This window comes from Mycolicibacterium sediminis (assembly GCF_010731735.1).
Classification (GTDB): Bacteria; Actinomycetota; Actinomycetes; order Mycobacteriales; family Mycobacteriaceae; genus Mycobacterium; species Mycobacterium sediminis.
In genome coordinates, this window is the sequence record NZ_AP022588.1 from 4,308,578 (window position 1) to 4,331,353 (window position 22,776).

The 22,776-nt window shown below is 70.1% G+C and carries 20 protein-coding genes; 12 read left to right on the forward strand and 8 right to left on the reverse strand.

Annotated elements, in window-relative coordinates; all coding sequences use genetic code 11:
* Nucleotides 1-47: 47 nt before the first annotated feature.
* The 3 genes from G6N64_RS20590 to lysA form a co-directional block, all read right to left on the reverse strand.
* Complete coding sequence (locus tag G6N64_RS20590) at nucleotides 48-452, reverse strand: hypothetical protein (protein ID WP_163799280.1); 405 nt, start codon at nucleotides 450-452, stop codon at nucleotides 48-50.
* A 64-nt stretch (nucleotides 453-516) separates the two neighbouring features.
* The gene (gene malQ, locus G6N64_RS20595; RefSeq protein ID WP_163799282.1) at nucleotides 517-2,655 is read right to left on the reverse strand and encodes a 4-alpha-glucanotransferase; all 2,139 of its coding nucleotides are present in this window, start codon (nucleotides 2,653-2,655) and stop codon (nucleotides 517-519) included.
* Nucleotides 2,656-2,708: 53 nt separating this feature from the next.
* Nucleotides 2,709-3,992 carry a diaminopimelate decarboxylase gene (gene lysA / locus G6N64_RS20600; RefSeq protein ID WP_163799284.1) on the reverse strand — a complete coding sequence of 428 codons (1,284 nt, stop codon included), beginning with the start codon at nucleotides 3,990-3,992 and terminating at the stop codon, nucleotides 2,709-2,711.
* Between the two features lie 37 nt (nucleotides 3,993-4,029).
* Between lysA and G6N64_RS20605 the strand changes: the two genes are divergently transcribed.
* The gene (locus G6N64_RS20605) at nucleotides 4,030-5,214 is read left to right on the forward strand and encodes an MFS transporter (protein ID WP_163801974.1); all 1,185 of its coding nucleotides are present in this window, start codon (nucleotides 4,030-4,032) and stop codon (nucleotides 5,212-5,214) included.
* On the opposite strand, the gene G6N64_RS20610 is transcribed toward G6N64_RS20605, so the two are convergent.
* Complete coding sequence (locus G6N64_RS20610; RefSeq protein WP_163799286.1) at nucleotides 5,186-5,512, reverse strand: DMT family transporter; 327 nt, start codon at nucleotides 5,510-5,512, stop codon at nucleotides 5,186-5,188. The genes G6N64_RS20605 and G6N64_RS20610 overlap by 29 nt on opposite strands.
* On the reverse strand, nucleotides 5,509-5,850 hold the full coding sequence (locus G6N64_RS20615; protein ID WP_163799288.1) for a DMT family transporter: 342 nt from the start codon (nucleotides 5,848-5,850) through the stop codon (nucleotides 5,509-5,511). Before G6N64_RS20615 ends, G6N64_RS20610 begins: the two co-directional genes overlap by 4 nt.
* A 173-nt stretch (nucleotides 5,851-6,023) precedes the next feature.
* Between G6N64_RS20615 and G6N64_RS20620 the strand changes: the two genes are divergently transcribed.
* The 6 genes from G6N64_RS20620 (at nucleotide 6,024) to G6N64_RS20645 (ending at nucleotide 12,103) form a co-directional block, all read left to right on the forward strand.
* Nucleotides 6,024-6,671: a vWA domain-containing protein gene (locus tag G6N64_RS20620; RefSeq protein ID WP_163799289.1), complete on the forward strand. Its 648-nt coding sequence runs from the start codon at nucleotides 6,024-6,026 to the stop codon at nucleotides 6,669-6,671.
* Complete coding sequence (locus tag G6N64_RS20625) at nucleotides 6,668-8,209, forward strand: carboxylesterase/lipase family protein (RefSeq protein ID WP_163799291.1); 1,542 nt, start codon at nucleotides 6,668-6,670, stop codon at nucleotides 8,207-8,209. Before G6N64_RS20620 ends, G6N64_RS20625 begins: the two co-directional genes overlap by 4 nt.
* Before the next feature lie 90 nt (nucleotides 8,210-8,299).
* A complete protein-coding gene (locus tag G6N64_RS20630) occupies nucleotides 8,300-9,184 on the forward strand; it encodes a sterol desaturase family protein (protein ID WP_163801975.1) in 885 nt (294 codons plus the stop codon).
* A 68-nt stretch (nucleotides 9,185-9,252) separates the two neighbouring features.
* Nucleotides 9,253-10,659: an NAD(P)/FAD-dependent oxidoreductase gene (locus tag G6N64_RS20635; protein WP_163799294.1), complete on the forward strand. Its 1,407-nt coding sequence runs from the start codon at nucleotides 9,253-9,255 to the stop codon at nucleotides 10,657-10,659.
* A 102-nt stretch (nucleotides 10,660-10,761) separates the two neighbouring features.
* A complete protein-coding gene (locus tag G6N64_RS20640) occupies nucleotides 10,762-11,448 on the forward strand; it encodes an Rv1815 family serine proteinase (protein ID WP_163799296.1) in 687 nt (228 codons plus the stop codon).
* Nucleotides 11,449-11,500: 52 nt separating this feature from the next.
* The gene (locus tag G6N64_RS20645; RefSeq protein WP_409370785.1) at nucleotides 11,501-12,103 is read left to right on the forward strand and encodes a SecDF P1 head subdomain-containing protein; all 603 of its coding nucleotides are present in this window, start codon (nucleotides 11,501-11,503) and stop codon (nucleotides 12,101-12,103) included.
* A gap of 10 nt (nucleotides 12,104-12,113) precedes the next feature.
* Here the strand turns inward: G6N64_RS20645 and G6N64_RS20650 are convergent, their stop codons facing one another.
* Nucleotides 12,114-12,557, reverse strand: a complete 444-nt coding sequence (locus G6N64_RS20650; protein WP_163799300.1) for a PNPOx family protein — start codon at nucleotides 12,555-12,557, stop codon at nucleotides 12,114-12,116.
* 102 nt (nucleotides 12,558-12,659) lie between these two features.
* Here G6N64_RS20650 and G6N64_RS20655 point away from each other — a divergent pair, with 102 nt between their 5' ends.
* Genes G6N64_RS20655 through G6N64_RS20665 form a run of 3 tightly spaced genes read left to right on the forward strand, consistent with a single transcriptional unit; the run spans nucleotide 12,660 to nucleotide 15,406 of the window.
* Complete coding sequence (locus G6N64_RS20655) at nucleotides 12,660-13,343, forward strand: TetR/AcrR family transcriptional regulator (protein ID WP_163799302.1); 684 nt, start codon at nucleotides 12,660-12,662, stop codon at nucleotides 13,341-13,343.
* 60 nt (nucleotides 13,344-13,403) lie between these two features.
* On the forward strand, nucleotides 13,404-13,898 hold the full coding sequence (locus G6N64_RS20660) for a VOC family protein (RefSeq protein WP_163799304.1): 495 nt from the start codon (nucleotides 13,404-13,406) through the stop codon (nucleotides 13,896-13,898).
* Nucleotides 13,895-15,406 (forward strand): FAD-binding protein, encoded by a 1,512-nt coding sequence (locus tag G6N64_RS20665; RefSeq protein ID WP_163799306.1) that lies wholly within the window; start codon nucleotides 13,895-13,897, stop codon nucleotides 15,404-15,406. Before G6N64_RS20660 ends, G6N64_RS20665 begins: the two co-directional genes overlap by 4 nt.
* A 151-nt stretch (nucleotides 15,407-15,557) precedes the next feature.
* Here the strand turns inward: G6N64_RS20665 and G6N64_RS20670 are convergent, their stop codons facing one another.
* Entirely contained in the window at nucleotides 15,558-17,486 is a 1,929-nt protein-coding gene (locus tag G6N64_RS20670) for an ABC transporter ATP-binding protein/permease (protein WP_163799308.1), read from the reverse strand.
* A gap of 26 nt (nucleotides 17,487-17,512) precedes the next feature.
* On the reverse strand, nucleotides 17,513-19,432 hold the full coding sequence (locus G6N64_RS20675) for an ABC transporter ATP-binding protein/permease (protein WP_174266976.1): 1,920 nt from the start codon (nucleotides 19,430-19,432) through the stop codon (nucleotides 17,513-17,515).
* 127 nt (nucleotides 19,433-19,559) lie between these two features.
* Between G6N64_RS20675 and G6N64_RS20680 the strand changes: the two genes are divergently transcribed.
* Together G6N64_RS20680 and secA2 are read left to right on the forward strand one after the other, a co-directional pair.
* Nucleotides 19,560-20,417: a GNAT family N-acetyltransferase gene (locus G6N64_RS20680; protein ID WP_246230733.1), complete on the forward strand. Its 858-nt coding sequence runs from the start codon at nucleotides 19,560-19,562 to the stop codon at nucleotides 20,415-20,417.
* A gap of 18 nt (nucleotides 20,418-20,435) precedes the next feature.
* Nucleotides 20,436-22,772, forward strand: coding sequence for an accessory Sec system translocase SecA2 (gene secA2 / locus G6N64_RS20685; RefSeq protein WP_163799314.1), 2,337 nt, complete (start codon nucleotides 20,436-20,438; stop codon nucleotides 22,770-22,772).
* Nucleotides 22,773-22,776 lie beyond the last annotated feature (4 nt).

A 22,776-nucleotide genomic window follows, 5' to 3' on the forward strand; every position in this document is an offset into this window, starting at 1 on the left:
ACGGCGCTACTTGAGACCGCGGGTAGCGGGTAACGCCGTGTCCGGCGTCAGGGCATCCCGGGTTGCGGGCCGACCGGAGTGGCCGTCACGGTCGTGACGCCGTTGCCGCCGACGCGCGGTCCACCGCCGCCGCCGGCACCAGCCGGCGTGTTGTCCGTGGCGTTGAGCACGGCGGTCTCGGTGCAGTCGACGTTGAGCAGGACGCGGTTGTTCTTGGTGATCTTCTGCTGGGAGACGATGCACTCCTGCTGGGGGTAGTCGCTGCCCACCGAGCCACCGAAGAACGCCTTGACGCCCTGGCTGCGCAGGATCGCCACGGCCTTTCCGAAGGGTTCGCCGACGACGTTGAGCGACGCGGCGCTCGCGGGCTGGGAGTCCGCGACGCCGGGGCTGATCAGGGCTACCGTGGCGGCGGCGATGGCGCCTGCGCCCATGACGGCGAGTTTCTTCACGTGACCTCCAGGTATCGCGGTGCGCTGCGAACCTATCGCAGTCGAGTCCCAACGGGAACTTCGGTCATTCACCCGCAGCCGTTACCTGATCGTGCATCACGTGCGCCAGAACCGCAGCGCGGGCGTCGGCGAACAGGTCCTCCAGCAGCATCGCCCGGCCGTCCGGCCCGGCCAGCGGAACCCGCCAGTTCGGATACTCGTCCACCGTCCCCGGCTGGTTCTGGGCACGGACGTCCCCGACTGCGTCGGGCAGCGCCAGCGCCAACAGCCGTGACGGGGTCCGCCCGAGGTAGGCGTACAGCGCGCGCACGACGTCGTCCACCGACGGTGCCTCCGACGCGTCGAGCAGGCCGGTCCGGCGGAGTTCGGCCAGCCACGCCGCCTGCTCGACCCGGTCGTCGGCGAGTTCCTCCTCGGCCGGGCGGGTCAGCAGGCCGAGCTCGCGGCGGATGCGGACGTGCTCGCCCGCCAGGTACCCGGCGGTGGGCGGCAGGTCGTGGGTGGTGACCGAGGAGAGGCAGTACTCCCGCCAGCGGTCCGCGGGCAGCGGCGAGCCGTCACCGTCCTCCTCGAACCAGAGGATCGAGGTCCCGAGCAGGCCGCGCTCGCGGAGGTAGTCCCGCACCCAGGGTTCGACGGTGCCGAGGTCCTCGCCGACGACGACGGCCCCCGCGCGGTGCGCCTCGAGCGCGACGATGCCGATCATCGCCTCGTGGTCGTAGCGCACGTAGGTGCCCTCGGTGGGCGGCACGCCGCGCGGGATCCACCAGAGCCGGAACAGGCCGATCACGTGGTCGATGCGCACCCCGCCCGCGTGGCGGAGGACGGCGCCCACCACCGCGCGGAACGGTTCGTAGGACGTCTCGACGAGCCGGTCCGGCCGCCACGGGGGTTGCGACCAGTCCTGGCCGAGCTGGTTGTACTCGTCGGGCGGGGCGCCGGCGGCCACTCCGAGGGCGAGGACGTCCTGCAGCGCCCACGCGTCGGCGCCGTTCGGGTCGACGCCGACGGCGAGGTCGTGCATGACACCTAGCGCCATCCCGGCCTGCAGGGCGGTGGCCTGCGCGGCGGTCAGTTGGTCGTCGAGTTGCCACTGCAGCCAGCAATGGAAGTCCACGACGTCGGCGTGTGCGGCCGCGAAGTCCGCCACGGCCGGGTTCGACGGGTGCCGCAGCGCCTCCGGCCAGCGGTGCCAGTCGTTGCCGTGCCGCTCGGCGAGCGCACACCAGGTCGCGAAGTCGGCGAGGCTGCTGCCGGCGCGGTCGCGGTACGCCGCGAAGGCGAGCTCGCGACCTGCCGAACGCGGAACCCGGTGCACGTTGGCCAGCGCGCGTCGTTTGCTCTTCCAGGTCGTGTCACGGTCGATCAGGTCGCGGGCCGCCGCGCGGGCCTGGGTGGCCATGCGGGACTTCTGGAACTTGCCGCGGTTGCGGGCGTAGGCGTACTCCGGGATCGCCTCGACGCGCAGATAGATGGGGTTGACGAAGCGGCGGGACGTCGGCAGGTACGGCGACGGTTCCATCGGTGCCGTCGGCGCGGCGGCGTGCAGCGGGTTCACCAGGACGAAGCCCGCGCCGTGCACCCCGGCGGACCACGTGGCCAGGTCGGTCAGGTCGGTGAGATCGCCGATGCCCCAGGACCTCTCGGACCGGACGCTGTAGAGCTGGGTGGCCAGTCCCCACGCCCGGCCTGCGCCCAGGCGCGGCGGCATACGCACCGTCGAGGGCGTGACGACGAGCGTGGCGGCCTCCTCCCGGTCCCCGGCACGCACGTGCAGCCGGTGGTAGCCGAGCGGCAGGTCGGCGGGCAGCTCGAACGTGGCCTCGCCGATCGCCCGCCCGTCGAGGTCGTAGGGCGGCGTGTCGTTCACCAGCTGCCGCAGCCCCGTGCGCACGGACCCGTCCTCCAGCCGGATCCACACGCCCACCGCGGCGCCGTGATCGACGTGCACCCAGAACGACGACGTCCGATCGGATCGGGTGACGATCGTGGGTGCCACGCACCGCAGCCAGTGCGCACGGTCGTGCGCTGCCAGCGACGCCGTGCACTCGTCCTCGTCGGCCGCCGAAACGCCGAGCGCCCCGAGCACCGCGACGAGGGTGGACTGCCGGACCACGCACCGCCGTCCGACCCAGTCGTCGAAGTGGGTGGCCACGCCGTACCGGTTCGCCAGTTCCACCAATGCCGGGGGCAGCTCGCTCATGGGAGATGATCTTGCCGGTTCATCGCCACGGAGGCGTCGTCTGGAGTCCGAGCCTAGGGCTCGACGTCGCGGGACAGCAGGTCCTCCCAGGTGTCGCGGCGGACCACCAGCCGGGCGACGCCGTCGCGGACGAACACCACCGGGACGCGCCGCGCGCCGTTGTACTGGTTGGACATCGTGTAGACGTACGCCCCGGTCACGGGGACGGCGAGCAGGTCTCCGACCGCGGGGTCCGGCAGCGCGATGCCGTCGATGAGCTGATCGCCGGACTCGCAGTGCCTGCCCACCACCGAGACGGTCTCGCCGGCCGGGCGGACCCGGTTGACGATGGCCGCCTCGAAGCGTTGGCCGGTCAGCGACACCTCCAGGTTGTCTCCCATGCCGCCGTCGACCGCGACGTGGGTCATGACGTCGCGCTTGACGGTCGTCACGCGGTACACGGTGCACGCCGCCGAGCCGACGATGCTGCGACCCGGTTCGACGATGATGCGACAGCCCGCCGGGAGCAGCTCGCGCGCCTGCGTGATCATGGCGTCGGCGTAGGCATCGAGGTCGGGAGCCTGCTCGCCGTAGGTGTAGCGCACGCCGAGCCCGCCGCCCAGGTCGTAGGTGTCGAACTCGCCGAGTTCGGCGATCGGGCGGACCGCCGCCGCCAGCTCGTCCACGTCGAGCAGCTGAGACCCGACGTGCGTGTGCACTCCGGCCATGCGCAGTACGGGGCTGCGCTCGATCCGGTCGATCGCCCGGCGGGCCTGCGCCGGCGACAGGCCGAACTTCGAGCCGGCGTGGCCGGTGGCCTGCGAGGAATGCGTGCTCGCCTCGACCCCGGGGATGACGCGGACCAGACAGCTCTGCGGTCGGTCGGCGGTGGCGGTGCGTTCCAGCCGGTCGACGTCGTCGAAGTTGTCCACCACGACCAGACCCACCCCGACCTCGACGGCCAGGGCGATCTCCTCGTCGGTCTTGGCGTTGCCGTGCAGGATCAGCCGGCCCGGATCGGCCCCCGCCTTCAGCGCGCTGAGCACCTCTCCGGCGCCGGCCACGTCGAGGTGCAGCCCCTGGCCCACCATCACCCGCTGAACGGCGGTGCAGGGGAACGACTTCGACGCGAAGGCCACGTCGGCGCGCGGCCAGCGGCCACGGAAGGCGCCGAGGTAGTCCCGAGCCCGCTGCTCCAGTGCGTCCTCGGCGACGACGATGACGGGGGTGCCGAACTCCTCGGCGACGTCGTCGAGGCGGCACCCGCCCACGACCAGCGTGCCGTCGTCGGCGAGCCGCGAACCCGGCGGGAAGAGGCTGAGCAGGTCGTCGTCGGCCGGGGCGAACTGATTCGTCACCTCCCCAGTATCGTCGGCGGACGTGGCCGGCGACGGGATGGACGCGACGCAGGACAGGATGACCCGTCGGGCCAGGATGGCCACCGCCGCCCAGTTCCTCACCAACGGCGCACTGTTCGCCAACCTCGCGCCGCGCCTACCCGAGATCAAGACCGACCTCGCGCTGTCGAACACGACCTACGGCATCGTCGTCGCTGCGTTCCCGGCCGGTGCGCTCGCGGCCGGGCTCACCGCCGGTGCGTTGATCCGCAGGTTCACCTCGGCGCGGATGGCGCTCGCGGGCACCGCGGGAATCGCGGTGATGACGGCGGTCGCGGCGGTTTCGCCGTCTGCGGTGCTGGTGGCCGTCGCGCTGTTCCTCGGCGGGGCCTGCGACGCCATCACCGACGTCGCGCAGAACACGCAGGGACTGCGGGTGCAGCGCAGCTACGGCCGATCGATCATCAACTCGCTGCACGCCATCTGGTCGATCGGCGCGGTGCTGGGCAGCGCGATGGCGGCCGCCGCGATCGCGCTGGCCGTGCCGCGCGAGATACACCTCGCCGTGACCGCGGTGCTGTTCACCGCGGTCGCCGCGGTCGGCTACCGATTTCTGCTGAAGGGCTCCGACGCCGACGGGGAGGAGACGGCCGCCGCCGCTCGGGCCGGCGGGGCAGGGCGGCGGGTCTACGGGATCCTGGTGCTGCTGGTGCTGCTCGCCATGGCGGGCGCGGTGGTCGAGGACGCCGGCAGTTCGTGGGCGACGCTCTACCTACGGGACGACCTCGGCGCGGCGGGCGCCGTCGCCGTGCTGGGCTACATCGCGCTGCTGTCGTTCCAGTTCGTGGGCCGGATGGTGGGGGACCGGGTGGTCGACCGCTTCGGCGAGCGTGCCGTCGCCCGTGCGGGCGGCCTGATCGTGACGATCGGGATGGGCGCGGCGCTGCTGTTCCCCAGCGTGCCGTCGACGATCGCCGGGTTCGCCGCGGCCGGCATCGGGATCGCCACCGTCATCCCCGCGGCGATGCACGGCGCCGACCGGCTACCCGGACTGCGCCCCGGGAGCGGGCTCACCGTGGTCGCGTGGTTGATGCGGGTGGGCTTCGTCGGTGCGCCGCCACTGGTCGGCGCGCTCTCCGACGCCACCAGCCTGCGGGCGGCGCTGCTCATCGTGCCCGTGGTCGGCCTCGTCGTCGTCGCGGCCTCCGGGGCCCTCAGTGGGCGGCGCTCGCCAGTTCGATGACGAGGACGCCCGCCACGATGAACCCGATGCCGACGAGCATCTTCACCGTCAGTGGGTCGCCGAAGAGGTAGCGCGCGACGACCGCGACGAGTGCGACGCCGCAGGCCGTCCACACGCCGTAGGCGATGCCCACCGGCAAGCCGAGCGACAGCGTCAGCCACAGCAGGTAGAAGGATGCCAGGTAGCCGAGCACGACCGGTGCGATCCAGACCTTCCTGCGGAAGCCGTCCGACGCGCGCAGCGCCAGCGTGGCGCACACCTCGATGCCGATGGCGCAGAACAGCACGACCCACGTCACGGCGCCGACTCCTCCGTCGCCGGGTGCGAACCCAGTTCGACGAAGAGAACGCCCACGATGATCAGCCCGATGCCTGCGGCGATCACCCACGTGAACGCCTCGCCGAACACGAGCGCGGCGAGGACGGCTGTGGCCGCCGTCCCGGCGGCGCCCCAGATCCCGTACGCGACGCCGATCGCGATGCCCGCGCGCAGGACCAGGGTCAGGAAGGCGAAGGACGCGAGGTAGCCGACGACCACCACGACCAGCCACGCGCTCTGCTCCTGGGAGGCGCGCAGGGACAGGGTCGCGGCGACCTCACTGACGATGGCCGCAGCCAACAGCACCCACTTCCGCACCGCCCCAACCTAGTCCCCGGTCGAGGTGACGGGTCGGCACGCATCGCCGTCGGCCGTCAGGTGTTTGCCCGGCCGCTCCCGGCGAACCCGCTGTTCAGCGGGGTTGTCAGTGCCGACGGGTAACCTGGACCACAGTGAACGGCACCCCGTTCCGGCCTTGCGAAGGAGTCCACATGACCGATCCCCAGCGCACCCTCGTCGCCGTTCTACTCGACCGCTCCGGGTCCATGGAGTCCATCAGGACCGACACCGAGGGAGGCTTCAACGCCTTCATCGCCGAGCAGCGCAAGGAACCGGGGGAGGCCTTGGTGACGCTCGCGCAGTTCGACACGCACTACGACGTCGTCTACCAGAACCGGCCCATCGCCGACGTCCCGCCGCTCGAACTGCAGCCCCGGGGCGGCACGGCGCTGTACGACGCGCTCGGCAAGCTGATCACCGACGTGGGCGCCGAACTCGCCGCCCGCCCCGAGGACGTGCGGCCCGGCCACGTGATCGTGGTCGTCATGACCGACGGCATGGAGAACTCGAGCGTCGAGTGGACCCACGACGCGATCAGCGCCGCCATCAAGCGGCAGGAGAAGGAGTACTCCTGGTACTTCGTCTTCCTCGGCGCGAACATGGACGCGGTCGCCGTCGCCTCGAAGATGGGCTTCGATCAGGCCCGCTCGATGACCTACGGGGCGAACGACGAGGGCGTGGCGTCGGCGATGAGCGCGACCACTGCCTACGTCTCGCGCCAGCGGCGCAGCCGCGCCGGGCTCGCCGCGCCGGGCTTCTCGCCGGATGAGCGTGAGGCGTCGCTGGGTCGCAATCGGTGACGGGCGGCCCGGTCGTCGACACCGCGTACGGACCGGTGCGCGGCGTCGACGACGGCACGGTCAAGGTCTGGAAGGGCGTCAGGTACGCGACCCCTCCGGTCGGCGCCCTGCGCTGGCGGTCGCCCCGGCCACCGGAACCCTGGACCGAGCCCGCCGATGCGACCAAGGTGGGCCCGGCCTGCCCGCAACCCACCGATCCCCGCATCCCGCTGGATCTCGGTGCGCCACAGGGCGACGACTGCCTGACGCTCAACGTGTGGGCGTCGTCGGACACCCGACCGGGCGACGCCAAGCCCGTGCTGGTGTGGGTGCACGGCGGGGCGTACATCCTGGGGTCCGCGGCCCAATCGCTGTATCACGGCGGCGCTCTCGCGCGGGGCGGCGAGGTGATCGTCGTGACCGTGAACTTCCGGCTGGGCGCCCTCGGATTCCTCGACCTGTCGGCGTTCAGCACGCCCGAGACCACGTTCGAGACCAACCTCGGCCTGCGGGACGTGGTGTTCGCGCTCGAGTGGGTGCGGGACAACGTCGCGGCGTTCGGGGGAGACCCCGGCCGCGTCACGCTGTTCGGCGAATCCGCGGGCGGTGGTGCGGTGACGACACTGCTCGCGAGTCCCGCGGCCGCCGGACTGTTCCACGGCGCCATCGCGCAGAGTTCCCCGGTCACGTCCATCTACGACGCGGCGCGCGGCCGTACCGTGGGCCGCCGGTTCCTCGACGCGCTGGGGATCGGCGAGGACGAGGTCGACCGGCTTCCGGACCTCCCCATGGCCGACGTGCTGGCGGCCAGCAAGCGGGTCTTCGACGACGTCCCCGTCGAGACACCCGGCACCCTGGGCTTCGCGCCGACGGTCGACGGCGATCTGGTTCCGGAGCATCCCGTGGACGCCGCCCGCGCGGGCCGGACCCATCCGGTGCCGCTCGTCATCGGCACCAACAAGAACGAGGCGGCGCTGTTCCGGTTCATGAAGTCGCCGCTGATGCCGATCACGCCCGAGGCGATCAAGCGGATGTTCGACCAGCTTGGTGCCGAGCAGCCGGACCTACGGCTGCCCACCGAGGCTCAGCTCGGATCGACTTACCGGGGTCGTGGCAAGACACCGGGGATGGGCGTGGCACGCGACATCGGCTTCCGCATGCCGTCGATCTGGTTCGCCGAGGGCCACGCCGCCGTCGCTCCCGTCTACCTCTACCGGTTCGACTGGGCGACACCGATGTTGCGGCTGGTCCGACTCGGCGCGGCACACGCGACCGAACTGCCCTACGTCTGGGGCAATCTCACGATGGGTCCGCGGGACCCGACGTTCAAGCTCGGCGGACTCAAGGCCGGGACGGCGCTGTCCGAACGCATCCGCCGACGCTGGATCAGCTTCGCGGCCACGGGAGAACCGTCGGGCTCGGAGGACGACCCGGTGTGGCGACCGTATCGGCCGGAGGACCGCGCGACGCTGGTCATCGACAAGCGCGAAGCCGTTCGACACGACCTCGACGAACTCCTCCGGACGGCCTGGGGCGAGGACGTTCTGAGCTTCCGCTGAGTTCCGGGCCGCTAAACTCAGCCCCCGGGAGGTGACGGCGTGGACACTCTGACACGGGTACGAGACGTCTTGGACGTGCTGCCGCCGCAGATGCGGGATCCGGTGCTGTTCGCGATCCCCTTCTTCCTGTTGCTGCTGATCGTCGAGTGGACCGCCGCCCGCAAGCTCGACCACCTCGAGGACGACCGCGCGCCGTCGGGGGCCTACCTGCGCCGCGACGCGGTCGCGAGCCTGTCGATGGGTCTGGTGTCGATCGCCACGACGGGGCTCTGGAAGTTCGTCGCGCTCCTCGGATACGCCGCGCTCTTCGCCTACGTGGCGCCCTGGCACCTGTCGTCGACCGCCTGGTACACGTGGGTGCTCGCCATCGTCGGCGTCGACCTGCTCTTCTACGCCTACCACCGCATCGCCCACCGCGTCCGGCTGATCTGGGCCACCCACCAGGCCCACCACTCCAGCCGGTACTTCAACTTCGCCACCGCGCTACGCCAGAAGTGGAACAACAGCGGCGAGATCCTGATCTGGATTCCATTGCCGCTGCTGGGCATACCGCCGTGGATGGTCTTCGCGAGCTTCTCGGTGAACCTCATCTATCAGTTCTGGGTCCACACCGAGCGCATCGGGCTGATGTGGCGTCCGATCGAGTTCGTCTTCAACACTCCGTCGCACCACCGGGTGCACCACGGGATGGATGCGGAGTATCTCGACAAGAACTACGCCGGCATCTTCATCCTGTGGGACCGACTCTTCGGCACCTACCAGGACGAACTGTTCCGACCGCACTACGGGCTGACCAAGCAGGTCGACACCTTCAACGTGTGGACGCTGCAGACCCACGAGTACGCGGCGATCGCCCGCGACGTCCGACGTGCCACGCGCTGGCGGGATCGGCTGGGCTACGTGTTCGGACCGCCGGGATGGGCGCCGCCGGCGGCCGTGCAGCCCGACATCGCGGCACCCGCCACCACCCACTAGAACGACGGATTCCGTCGCCTAAGCCCCTTTTCGACCCCCGATTCGCAGGTGCCAGTAGGGTTGGGGGTGTGAAAACCGTCTTCGACGACGATGTCGACCCCGGTCTCGTCGATCGCTCCCTGGCAGGCAGCGCCGCCGGGGCCGTGTGGCTCGACGTCCCCCGCCCGACGTATCCCGCACTCGACGCGCCGATCACCTGCGACCTTGTCGTGGTGGGCGGCGGATACGCCGGGCTGTGGACCGCACTGCATGCCGCGCGCCGCGATCCCGGCCGCAGCGTCGTGCTGCTCGAGGCCAACCGGATCGGCTGGGCGGCCTCGGGACGCAACGGCGGATTCGTGGAGGCGAGCATCACCCACGGCGCCCAGAACGGACGCACGCGGTGGCCCGAGGAGTTCGACACGCTCACCGCGATGGGCCTGGAGAACCTCGACGGCATGCAGGCCGAGATCGCGGAACTGGGTCTCGACGTCGAGTGGCAGCGCAGCGGCATGCTCCTGGTCGCCACCGAGCCCCACCAGGTGCCGTGGCTCCAGTCGTCCGCCGAGGAGGGCGACGGCAAGTTCCTCGACCAGGCGGAACTGCGGGGCGAGATCGACTCCCCGACCTACCGCGCCGGCCTGTTCGAGCCCGACACGTGTGCCATCGTCCATCCGGCGAAACTGGCGTTCGAACTCGCCCGCGCGTGCGTCGACGCCGGCGTCCGGATCTTCGAGCACAGCAACGCCCGTTCCCTCGACACCAACGGCGGATCGGTGCGCATCGAGGCCGCCGACACCGTCGTGACCGCGCGGCAGGCCGTCCTCGCTACCAACGTCTACACCAGCCTGCTGCGGCGCAACCGGCTCTACACCGTTCCCGTCTACGACTACGTCGTCGCCACCGAGCCGCTGACCGACGCCCAGATGGATCGGGTGGGGTGGCGCAATCACCAGGGGATCGGCGACGCCGCGAACCAGTTCCACTACTACCGCCGCACCATGGACAACCGCATAGTCTGGGGTGGATACGACGCGATCTACAACTTCGGCGGCAAGGTGGACTCCGCCTACGAGGACAGGGACGAGTCCTACCGGAGGTTGGCCGAGCACTTCTTCCTCACCTTCCCGCAACTCGACGACGTCCGGTTCAGTCATCGCTGGGCGGGGCCCATCGACACCAACACCAGGTTCTGCGCGCACTGGGGTCTGGCGAGGGAGGGCCGGGTGGCCTACGTCAACGGGTTCACCGGCCTGGGCGTCGGCGCGGCGCGCTTCGCCGCCGACGTCTGTCTCGACCTGCTGGCGGGGACACCGACGGCCAGGACCGAACTGGAGATGGTCCGGCGCAAGCCCCTGCCGTTCCCGCCAGAACCGTTGGCCTCCATCGGCATTCAAGCCACTCGCTGGTCCCTGGACCGCGCCGACCACTCGGCCGGACGGCGCAACCTCCTGCTGCGCACCCTCGACTCCCTAGGACTCGGCTTCGATTCCTGATACGGCAGAGGCGAACTTCCTACTGCTTCGATGTAACGCTTCGGTCTCGTTTGCGTATGGGTAGGGTAGTAATGCCCCCTACCTCACGGATCGGAGCCGGCGATGGGTCAGCCGAGTTTGCGAGTTCTCACACTTGCCGCCGCAGCAGTGACCGCCGCCGTGTGTGCGCCGCTCCCCCAGGCCGCCGCCGATCCCGGTTCGCCGGTGTTCCCGGGCATGGAGATCCGACAGGACACCAGCCTCTGCACACTCGGCTTCGTCGACGTGGCGACCCGCACCGGCTACACCGCCGGGCACTGCCGGGGATCCGGCGCGGTGACCAACAGCGGCGGCGGCTTCGTCGGCAGCCAGACGGCGTTCTCCGACAACACCCCCAACGGCGCCACGGTGTCGACCGACCACGTGATCTCGGACTGGGAGACCATCTCGTTCGCGCCGGACGCTGCGCTCAACAACGTGCTCCCCGGTGGGCGGCCCCTGGTCGTCGACGGTGGCGTGGCCCCCACGCAGGGGCAGCGGGTGTGCCACTTCGGCGTCGTCACCGGCGAGAGCTGCGGCACCATTGAGTCGGTCAACAACGGCTGGTTCACCATGACCAATGGCGTCGTGAGTCAACGGGGTGACTCCGGCGGGCCCGTCTACGTCCCGATGGACGACGGTCGTGCCGTGATCGTCGGCATGTTCAACAGCACCTGGGGTGCCCTGCCCGCGGCGGTGTCGTGGTCGACGATCGAACAGCAGGCCCGCGGGTCCGTCGTGACGGCGGCCTCGGCCGGTGCGCCCGAGTAGCGTGTCGGCGAAACCAATTGCGCGCGTGCGCTCTTAGGATGCGCAGGTGGGGATGTCAACGAGCCGGTGGTCCCGCCGGAAGATCACCATCGCGGTCCTCGCGTTGGTGGGCATCCTCGCGTTGGTGGGCACCACCGTCGCGACCATGTTGATGCCGTTCCTGCAGAACGACCGGCCGGACGTGCCGTCGAGGGCGTCCGCGACCCCCACCGCCACGGAACCGCGTCTGGTGATCAAGCCGCTCGCGGTCCGCATGGTGACCGAGGCGTTCCAGGCGCAGCCCGGCCAGTGCGACCCGCCGCCGCCTCCGCTGCCGCCGAACGAGCCGCAGGCTGCGTGCGACGTCGCGCGCAAGGCGCACTATCAACTCGAGCCGGTGTCCATCGTGATCGGTCTGACCAATGCCAAGGCGCTGAAGTTGCCGACGATGGACACCTACGGCGTCCAGATCGTCATGGACGGCCCCTCGAGCGCGGCGTTCGCGAAGTACACGACGGCCAACGTGGGCAAGCAGGTGGCGTTCGTGCGTGATGGCCTGGTGCTGGCCGCGCCGTCCATCACCGACACCATCGACGGCCAGTCGATCCAGTTGTCCGGCGACATGACCAAGGACACCGCGGACACCATCGCGAAGCTGCTGCGCGACGGCTCCTGACGGTCCCGTTTCAGGTCAGCTCGAACACCGGGATCGACGGCGCCGCCGCCCGGATCTCGGCCGCGCTCGACTCGGGCGTCAGCCCCGCCACGTGACCCTTGACCTCCCAGTGCCACCGGTCGACGTACGGCGCGATGATCGCGGGCTTCGCGTCGTCGGCGAGTTCGGTGACGTTGACGACGCGGGATCGCCGGCGGGAGCCCATCTCGATCTGGCCGGCCGCCCGGGCGTTGCGGGCCCACTGGGTGTTGCCCCGCGGCGACACCAGGTACCTCCGGCCGTCGACCTCGAGGACGTTCACCACGACGCCGCGCATCTGACCGCTCGTCCGTCCCCGAACGCGGATCGCGCACGACCCGGCAACGCTGATCCCGGCTTCCGCCAACCAGCGGAGTACCTCGTTGAACGCCCGCGCGGCGCGATTGGGACGGTTGTACCTGACGGTGTCGGGCATGGTGGCTCCTTCGGTTTTGGAGAGCACTGCTCTCGTTACGAGCCTGGCACGTCTGTCGACGAAGTGCAAGAGCGGTGCTCTCGAATGTGGCAGACTCCGTCCGTGGGCAAGCGACAGGACGCGCGCGAGCGCACCGAGCGCCAGATCGTCGAGGTGGGCCGCGCCCATCTCGTGACCCACGGTGCGGCAGGCCTGTCCCTGCGGGCCATCGCGCGCGACCTCGGCCTCGTGTCGTCGGCGGTCTACCGCTACGTCGCCAGCCGTGACGACCTACTGACCCTGCTGCTGATCGACGCGTACACCGACCTCGCGGACGCGGTCGACGAGGCCGGCGACGGCGCCCCCGACTGGCGCGCGCGGTTGACCGCCGAGGCTCGCGCCGCCCGCGCCTGGGCCGTCGCCGATCCCGCCCGGTGGGCACTGCTGTACGGCAGCCCGGTCCCCGGATACCACGCGCCGTCGGAGCGGACGGTCGGTCCGGGCACCCGGGTGGTCGGGTCGCTGTTCGCGACCATCGCCGAAGGCATTGCGGCCGGCGACATCTCACCGTCCGCCATCGATCTTCCCGCATCGACGGCGACGGACTTCGACGGCATTCGCACGGAATTCGGCTTCTCGGGCGACGACGCCGCGGTGATGAAGTGTCTGACGCTGTGGGGCGGCCTGGTCGGTGCCATCAGCCTGGAGGTGTTCGGCCAATACGGCGCGGACACGTTCGGCGATGCCGGCCGGGTGTTCGACGGTCAAGTCGGGCTCCTGATCGACCTCCTGACCGCGACCGGCTGACGACACCGAACTAGAACACGTTCTAGCCAGCGGAACGGCTGGGCGATATCCTCGGCAGTGATGCTCGATCAGACACCTGTCCAGATTGCGTGGGTGACCCATGACCTGGACGTCACCGAGGGCGCACTCAGCGCCATGCTCGGTGCTCGCTCGTGGGTGCGGATGAACGACGTGCACTTCGCGCCCGAGGCGTGCAGCTACCTCGGCGCGCCCGCCGACTTCACCGCGCACGTGTCGTTCTCCTACGCGGGAGACACCCAGCTCGAGGTCATCCAGCCGGTCGCCGGGCGCGGGGTCTACTCCGACTTCCTCGCCGCATCCGGCCCGGGCCTGCACCACGTCTGCCTCGCCGCACCGGATGCCGAGGCGTTCGAGGCGATGGTGGTCGGCGCCGAACGCGACGGCATCGACGTCATCGGCCGCGGCACCATGCCCGGCGGCATGCGGTTCGCCTACGTCGCGGCCGCCGACGCCGGCGTCCCGTGCATCGAACTGGCCTACATCCCACCCGACGTCCAGAAGTTCTTCGACCACGTGAAGCAGGAGCAGTTGTGAGCACTGACATCCCGACGACCATCGACGTCGACGCGGTCGAGGACTGGTCCGAGGACCGGCCCGACGTCATCGTCATCGGCTTCGGCATCTCCGGCGGCTGCGCGGCCGTCAGCGCGGCCGCGGCGGGCGCGAACGTCCTCGTGCTGGAACGCGCCGCCGCCGCGGGCGGCACGTCGTCGATGGCGGGTGGGCACTTCTATCTCGGTGGTGGCACCGCCGTCCAGCGGGCGACCGGGCACGACGACACCGCCGACGCGATGTACGACTACCTCGTCGCGGTCGCCCAGGATCCCGACCACGAGAAGATCCGCCTGTACTGCGACCAGAGCGTCGAGCACTTCGACTGGCTGGAGGGGCTCGGGTTCCAGTTCGAGCGCACGTACTGGAAGGGCAAGGTCGTCGTCCCGCCCGGCACCGAGGGACTGTCCTACACCGGCAACGAGAAGGTGTGGCCGTTCTCCGAACAGGCCGCTCCGGCACCGCGCGGACACTCCGTGCCGGTGCCTGGCGAACTCGGCGGTGCCGACATGGTCATCCAGCTACTGGTCGCGCGCGCCGCCGAACTGGGCGTCGAGACCCGGTACGAGACAGGCGTCACCCACCTGATCACCGACGACACCGGCGCAGTGGTGGGCGTGCGCTGGAAGAGGTTCGGCGAGACGGGGTCGATCCGCGCCGGGTCCGTCGTCATCGCGGCGGGCGGCTTCGCGATGAACCCGGACATGGTGGCCGAGCACACGCCCGCCCTGGGTCAGAAGCGGAAGACCAAGCACCACGGCGAGGTCGAGCCCTACATCCTGGGCAACCCGCACGACGACGGCCTCGGCATCCGGCTGGGCGTCTCGGCCGGTGGCGAGGCGAAGAACCTCGACGGGTTGTTCATCACCGCCGCGGCGTACCCGCCGGAGGTCCTGCTGACCGGGGTGATCGTCAACAACCGGGGCAACCGCTTCGTCGCCGAGGACTCCTATCATTCGCGGACGTCGGCGTTCGTCCTCGAGCAGCCCGACCAGCAGGCGTACCTCGTCGTCGACGAGGCCCACATGCAGATGCCCGACATGCCGCTGATCAAGTTCATCGACGGCTGGGAGACCATCGCCGAGATGGAGACGGCGCTCGGCCTGCCCGAGGGCAGCCTCGCCGAGACGCTCGACAGGTACAACGCCCATGCCGCCGCCGGCGAGGACCCCGACTTCCACAAGCAGCCGGATTACGTTGCGGCACAGGACACCGGACCGTGGGCTGCCTTCGACCTTTCGCTGGGGGTGGCCATGTACTCCGGCTTCACGATGGGCGGGTTGACGGTCTCCGTCGACGGCGAGGTGAAGCGCAGCGACGGCAGTGTGGTGCCCGGCCTGTACGCCGCGGGCGCCTGCGCGGCGAACATCGCACAGGACGGCAAGGGGTACGCGAGCGGCACCCAGCTCGGCGAGGGCTCGTTCTTCGGCCGCCGCGCGGGAGCGCACGCCGCCACTCGCGCACGGGCGGACGCCACCCCCGCGCAGTAGGTTTCCTGCTCCCGCGGGCTGGCTTCTCCGCCGAGCAGACGCAAACGTGCACGACACGCCGGGTCGGACTGCACACTTACGTCTGCTCGCCGGGGTCGAGTCTCTGCCGAGCAGACGTCAGCTCCCCTCGATTGTCTCGAAACAGGGGAGTTCACGTCTGCTCGCCGGGGTCGGTGACCGGCGAGAGGGAGGTGAGGTTCCAGGCGCCGTCGCCGAGCAGCTCGAGCCGGCGGCGGTGGTGGCGCTCGACGGCCGGGCGGTGACCGACGCTGACGACGACGCAGTCGGGCAGCCGACGGCGCAACGTCTCATACAGCTCGAACTCCTGGCCCTCGTCGAGTGCCGAGGTCGCCTCGTCGAGGAAGACCGCGCGCGGCGCGGCGAGCAGGACGCGGGCGAAGGCGATTCGCTGTTGTTCGCCGGGGGAGAGGACGAACGACCACTCGGCGCGGTCGTCGAGCCGGCCGGCGAGGTGGCCGAGCGTCACGGCGCGTAGCGCGTCGCGAATCGCGTCGTCTCCGTACGCATCTCGCGCGGCCGGGTAGCAGACGACGTCGCGAAGCTCGCCCAGCGGGGCGTACGGCAGCTGCGACAGGAACATGGAGCCTGCGGAATCCGGACCGTCCCCGGGAAGCCGGACCGTGCCCGTCGCGTGCGGCCACAGCTGGGCGATGCTGCGCAACAGCGTCGTCTTGCCCGTCCCCGACCGGCCCGTGATCACCAGCGAATCCCCGCGCGGCAGAACGAGTTCGAGGTCGTCGGCCAGCCGCATACCCGTCGGCGACGTCACCGTGACGTCGGCCAACTCCACGCCGTCGTCGCTCGCCTCCACCGTCAGTCGCGGCAGCGCTCTGGCCGCCTCGTTGGCGGTGACCAGTCCGTCCAGCCGGATGATGGCTGCCCGGTAGCCGGCGAACGCGTCGTACACCGCCCGGAAGAAGCTGAGCGAACTCGCCACCGACGCAAAGGCACTCGACGACTGGGTGACGTCGCCGAGGCTCAGTTCACCCGCGAACAACCGCGGCGCCTGCACGATCAGCGGCAGCGGGTCGATGAGCTGGCTGACCGAGCGGTTCCAGCCGAGGAACGCCACGCCGCGGACCACCAGTCGACGGTAGTTCGCGATGACGCGCGCGAACCGCTCCGCCAGCGTGACGCGCTCGACCCGCTCGCCGCGGTAGAACCCGATGGACTCCGCGGCGTCGCGCACCCGCACCAGCGCGTACCGGAACGCGGCGTTGGTCGACTCGTTGCGGAAGCTGAGCCCGATGATCGGCCGGCCGATCCAGATCGCGACCACCGTGGTGACTGCGACGTACAGCAGCGCCATCCAGAACAGCGCCTTCGGGACGGTGATGCCCAGGATCGTCCACGGCCCGGCGAGGTTCCACAGGATCGGCGTGAACGAGACGACCGAGACCACGGCGTAGACCGAACCGAACAGCAGCGTCTGCGCTGTCCCGACGGTCGGGGTGTTGGTCTCCGGGCCCGTGCCGGTCGTGAACACGTCGACGTCCTGCTGGATGCGCTGGTCCGGGTTGTCGATCGGCGCGTCGAGGAAGCGGCCGCGGTAGTACGCCCCGCCGTCGAGCCAGTCGCCCGTCAGCCGCCGGGTCAACCACACCCGCCACCGGACGATGAACATCTGCATCAGGTAGACGTCCCCGACGGTGCGGACGATGTCTGCGGTGACCAACACCAGGAAGATCGCGATCGACCGCCAGAAGCCGCGCACGCCCGATGCCCGGACGGCGTCGTCGCCGGCCCCGCCGCCCTCGAACGCCACCTGCAGGGCGGTGAACTGGTCGTTGGCGTAGTAGCTGAACAGCACGTCCATCCGGACCGACACCAGCACCGACAGCAGCAGCACGCCGAGGAGCGCCCACACCGGAATGCTCTGCCGCCCAACGAAGTACGCCCCGGTGGTCCGCCAGAACTGCCGGCCCCACGTGGTGAACCGCGCGACGAGCGCGAGCACGGTCGTCGTCGCGACCGCGCTGATCAACCAGGCCTTCGCGACCCACCGCAGCGAGCCGAGGACCTCGCTACCCCAGTCCAGCGACGGGGTGAACATCTCCATGCCGGGAAGCTACTCCCGGCCAGGCGTCACGACGTGGTCGTCGTGGATTCCTGCCCGACGTCCTCGAGCGACCACTCGCCGCCACCGAGGAGACGCAACCGGCGCCCGTGATGCTGCTCCACGGTGCTGCGGTGGCTGACGCTGACCAGGATGATGTTGGGCAGCTCGCTGCGCACCAGGCGGTACAGCGTCATCTCGAGCCCCTCGTCGAGCGCCGAGGTGGACTCGTCGAGGAAGACGGCCTTGGGCTTGGTCAGCAGGATGCGCGCGAACGCGATGCGCTGCTGCTCACCCGGAGACAGCACCTTGGCCCAGTCCAGCACCTCGTCGAGCCGCTCGATCAGATGGGGCAGGGCCACCTTGTTCAGCACGTCGTGGATCTGCTCGTCGGTGAGGGTGCCCTCCTCGCAGGGGTAGGACACCACCGCGCGCAGGTCTCCCAGCGGGACGTAGGGCAGCTGCGAGAGGAACATCGTCGCGTTGGTCTCGCACGGGCACTTCATCGTGCCGGTGGCGAACGGCCACAGCCGCCCGACGCTGCGCAGCAGGGTCGTCTTGCCGCTGCCCGACGCGCCGGTGATCACCAGTGACTCACCGGGATCGAGGTGCAGGCTCAGCGGGTTGATCAGCTGCCTGCCGTCCGGCGTGCGGACCTCGACGTTCTTCAGCTGGACCGTGCCCTCGACACAGCTCTCCAGCTCGATCTCCGGCAGTTCGCGGGCCTCCTCGTTGGCGATGACCAGGCCGTGCAGGCGGATGATGACCGCCTGGTACCCGGCGAACTGGTCGTACACGTTGCGGAAGAAGGACAGTCCGTCCTGGATGCTGCCGAAGGCCGACGCCGTCTGGCTGAGGTCGCCGAGCTTGATCTCCCCGTTGAAGAAGCGGTGGAACTGCACCAGGTAGGGCAGCAGCACGATGGCCTGGTCCATCGACAGGTTCCAGCCGTAGAACCCGATCATCCGGTTGATGTAGCGCTTGTAGTTGCCCACCACCAGCGAGAAGCGTTGCCGCAGAGCGGACCGTTCGGCCGTCTCGCCGCGGTAGAAGGCCACCGCCTCGGCGGCGTCCCGGAGGCGAACCAGGGCGTAGCGGAAGGCGGCGTTGAACTTCTCGTTGTTGAACGACAGCCAGATGATCGGCCGACCGATCCAGAACGCGATGACCGTCGCGAAGAGGACGTACCCGATCAGCAACCAGAACATGGCGCGGGGCACGTTGACCCCGACGAAGGGGAGCGTCAGCGACCCGGACAGGTTCCAGAGAATCGCGGTGAACGAAACCATCGATGCGACGGCCTGCACGGCACCGAACAGGAGGGTCGCCGACGAGGTGTTGTTGGGCGTGTTGGGCAGTGAACCGACGCCTGCGGTGAAGCTGTCGATGTCGGCCTGGATGCGCTGATCGGGGTTGTCGATGGTGTCGTCTATGAAGCGGCCGCGGTAGTAGGCCCTGCCGTCGAGCCAGTCGCCGGTCAGCCGGTCGGTGAGCCAGGCGCGCCACGCGAGCATGAAGCGCTGCGTGATGAACAGGTCGAGCATGATCCGAGCGATGTGCAGGATGGCCAGCACGACGAAGACGGAGATCGAGAACCAGAACCCGTCGCCGCCGGACTGCCGGACGGCGTCGTCGCCGCCAGCGAGGCCGGACGCGACCACCTGGAAGCTGGTCGACATGTCGCTGCCCTGGTAGCTGAACAGCACCGACAGCCGCACGCCCGCGATCACCGACAGCATCAGGCCGGCGAGCCACAGCCAGATCCGCACGCTGTCAGGGCCGGTGAAGAAGGCGCCGGTGATGCGCCAGAACTGCCTACCCCAGTTGGTGAAGCGGCCGATCAGAAAGAGGACGACGAGCGTCGCGACCGACGCCATGGCCCAACCCTTGACGATCCACACCAGCGAGGTCCAGATTTCGGTACGCCAGTCGAGCGTCGCGGTGAACATGTCCACCCCGGCAAGGTACTCCGACATCGCACCGACAGCCGCGCGGAGGGTTGAACCGCATTCGCTGATGGGCGCGGTCGACGGATCCCGGTGGACGCGTCGACCACCCGGGGTCCAAGCTGACGTGGTGCAGGTGCGGATCCACGACTCGGCGGCCGAGTTCCGGGCGCTCGCCGAACCGCTCTACCGGCGGTACCCCATCGGGCACACCGTCGAGCTGACCGGGCTCACCGCAAACGAACTGCCCGCCGACGCCGTCCTCGTCACGGTGACCGACGGGGGAGTCCTCGTCGGGGCGGCCGTCCAGACCCCGCCCTACCCGCTGGTGTGCGGCGGCCTCCCGCGCGCCGCGGTCGAGCCCGCCGTGACGGCCCTGGCCGGCGTCGTCCCGGACCTGCGCTCGGTGCGCGGTCCGCGGGAGGTGGCCGCGGCCTTCGCCGCGGAGTGGGAGCGTCGCACCGGCGCCGCCGTCGGGACCGTCACCGAGGAGCGTCTGCACGTCCTCGGCGACCTGGCCGCCCCGGCCGCCGTCGCGGGCAGCGCCCGAGCGCACGCCGACTCGGACACCGACCTGCTCGGCGACTGGTCCGGCCGGTTCTTCGTCGAGACCTTCGGCGTGACCCCGCAGCCCATCGCCCATCGCGCCTTCGTGACGAACTATCTGCGGTCGGGTGCGCGCTTCGTGGTGTGGTGCCGTGACGACGCCACCCCGGTCAGCATGGCGATGGTGCGCCGCCCGGTCTCCGGCGTCGCACGGATCGGCCCGGTGTACACCCCCGACGCCGAGCGCGGACACGGCTACGGCTCCGCGGTCACCGCCGCGGCCGCCGCCACCGCCCTGGAGTTCGGCGCGGCGGACGTGGTGCTGTTCACCGACCTCGCCAACCCCGTGTCGAACAAGATCTACCGCGCCATCGGCTTCCGTCCCGTGTCGGACTGGCTGGTCGCCGACTTCGCGCCGAGGGTCGGATCGACCGACCGCTGAGCCGCGTACCTTGAACACGTGGCCAAGACAGCACCCAAGCCGAAGACCCGCACGTCGGGACGCGTGAGCAGCCGATTCTGGAAACTCCTCGGCGCCAGCACCGACAAGGATCAGTCCGCCTCCCTGAACCAGGTGACCGCGTCGGCGGAGTTCAACGACAAGGCCAAGGCACTCGACGACGAGAAGCTCCGCAAGGCCGCCAAGCTCCTCGACCTGGACGATCTCGCGGAGTCGGCCGACATCCCGCAGTTCCTCGCCATCGCGCGCGAGGCGTCGGAGCGGGCGACCACGCTGCGACCGTTCGACGTCCAGCTGCTGGGTGCGCTGCGGATGCTCGCGGGTGACGTCGTGGAGATGGCGACCGGTGAGGGCAAGACGCTCGCAGGCGCCGTGGCCGCCGCGGGTTACGCGATCGCCGGGCGCAGCGTGCACGTCATCTCGGTCAACGACTACCTGGCCCGACGCGACGCCGAGTGGATGGGACCGCTGCTCGAGGCGATGGGCCTGACCGTCGGCTGGATCACCGCCGAGTCGACCCCCACCGAGCGTCGCGCGGCCTACGCCTGCGACGTCACCTACGCCTCGGTCAACGAGATCGGCTTCGACGTGCTGCGCGACCAGCTGGTGACCGACGTCGACGACCTGGTGTCCCCACACCCCGACGTCGCGCTGATCGACGAGGCCGACTCCGTGCTGGTCGACGAGGCACTCGTCCCGCTGGTCCTCGCCGGCACGTCGCACCGCGAGACGCCCCGGCTGGAACTCATCGAGCTGGTGGGCGGTCTGACGCCGGTCACGGACTTCGACACCGACGCCGACCGCCGCAACGTGCACCTGACCGACCAGGGTGCGCGCCGGTTGGAGAAGGCCCTCGGCGGCATCGACCTCTACTCCGAGGAGCACGTCAGCACCACGCTCACCGAGGTCAACGTCGCGCTGCACGCCCGCGTGCTGCTGCAGCGGGACGTGCACTACATCGTCCGGGACGGCCGGGTGCAGCTGATCAACGCCTCGCGCGGTCGCATCGCCGCGCTGCAGCGCTGGCCCGACGGCCTGCAGGCCGCGGTCGAGGCCAAGGAGGGCATCGAGACCACCGAGACGGGGGAGGTGCTCGACACCATCACCGTGCAGGCGCTGATCAACCGCTACCCGCGGGTGTGCGGGATGACCGGCACCGCGCTGGCCGCCGGCGAACAGCTCCGACAGTTCTACAAACTGGGCGTGTCGCCGATCCCGCCGAACACGCCGAACATCCGCGAGGACGACGAGGACCGCGTGTACATCACCGCGGCCGCCAGGAACGCCGCCATCGTCGAGCACATCGAGTCGAGGCACGCGACCGGCCAACCGGTGCTGGTCGGCACGCGTGACGTCGCCGAGTCCGAGGAACTCCACGAGCGCCTGGTGAAGGCGGGCATCCCGGCCGTGGTGCTGAACGCCAAGAACGACGCCGAGGAGGCCGAGGTCATCGCCGAGGCGGGCATGCTCGGCAAGGTGACCGTGTCCACCCAGATGGCGGGCCGCGGCACCGACATCCGGCTCGGCGGATCCGACGAGGCCGATCACGACGCCGTCGCCGAACTCGGCGGCCTGCACGTCATCGGCACGGGCCGCCACCACACCGAGCGCCTCGACAACCAGTTGCGCGGCCGCGCCGGACGTCAGGGCGACCCCGGTTCGTCGGTCTTCTTCGCCAGCTGGGAGGACGACGTGGTGGTCGCCAACCTCGAGCCGCAGAAGCTGCCGATGCAGACCGACGAGGACGGCCGCATCGTCAACGAGAAGGCCGCGCAACTCCTCGGCCACGCGCAGCGCGTCGCCGAGGGCAAGCTCCTCGACGTGCACGCGAACACCTGGCGCTACAACCAGTTGGTGGCGCAGCAGCGCGCCATCATCTCCGAGCGCCGAGACACGCTGCTGCGCACCGAGACCGCCCGCGACGAGCTGAAGGAACGCTCACCCAAGCGGTACGAGGAACTCGTCGAGCAGATCGGCGACGATCCGCTGGTGCGGATCAGCAGGCTGATCATGCTGTACCACCTCGACCGCGGCTGGGCCGACCACCAGGCGTACCTGGCCGACATCCGGGAGAGCATCCACCTGCGTGCACTCGGCAGGCAGGACCCGCTCGACGAGTTCCACCGGCTCGCCGTCGACGCGTTCGCCTCGCTGGCAGCCGATGCGATCGAGGCGGCCCAGCAGACGTTCGAGACCGCCAACGTGGCCGAGGACGAGCAGGGTCTCGACCTGTCGAAGCTCGCCCGGCCCACGTCGACGTGGACCTACATGATTCACGACAACCCGCTCGCCGACGACTCGATGGCAGCGCTGAGCCTGCCCGGGGTGTTCCGCTAGGTTC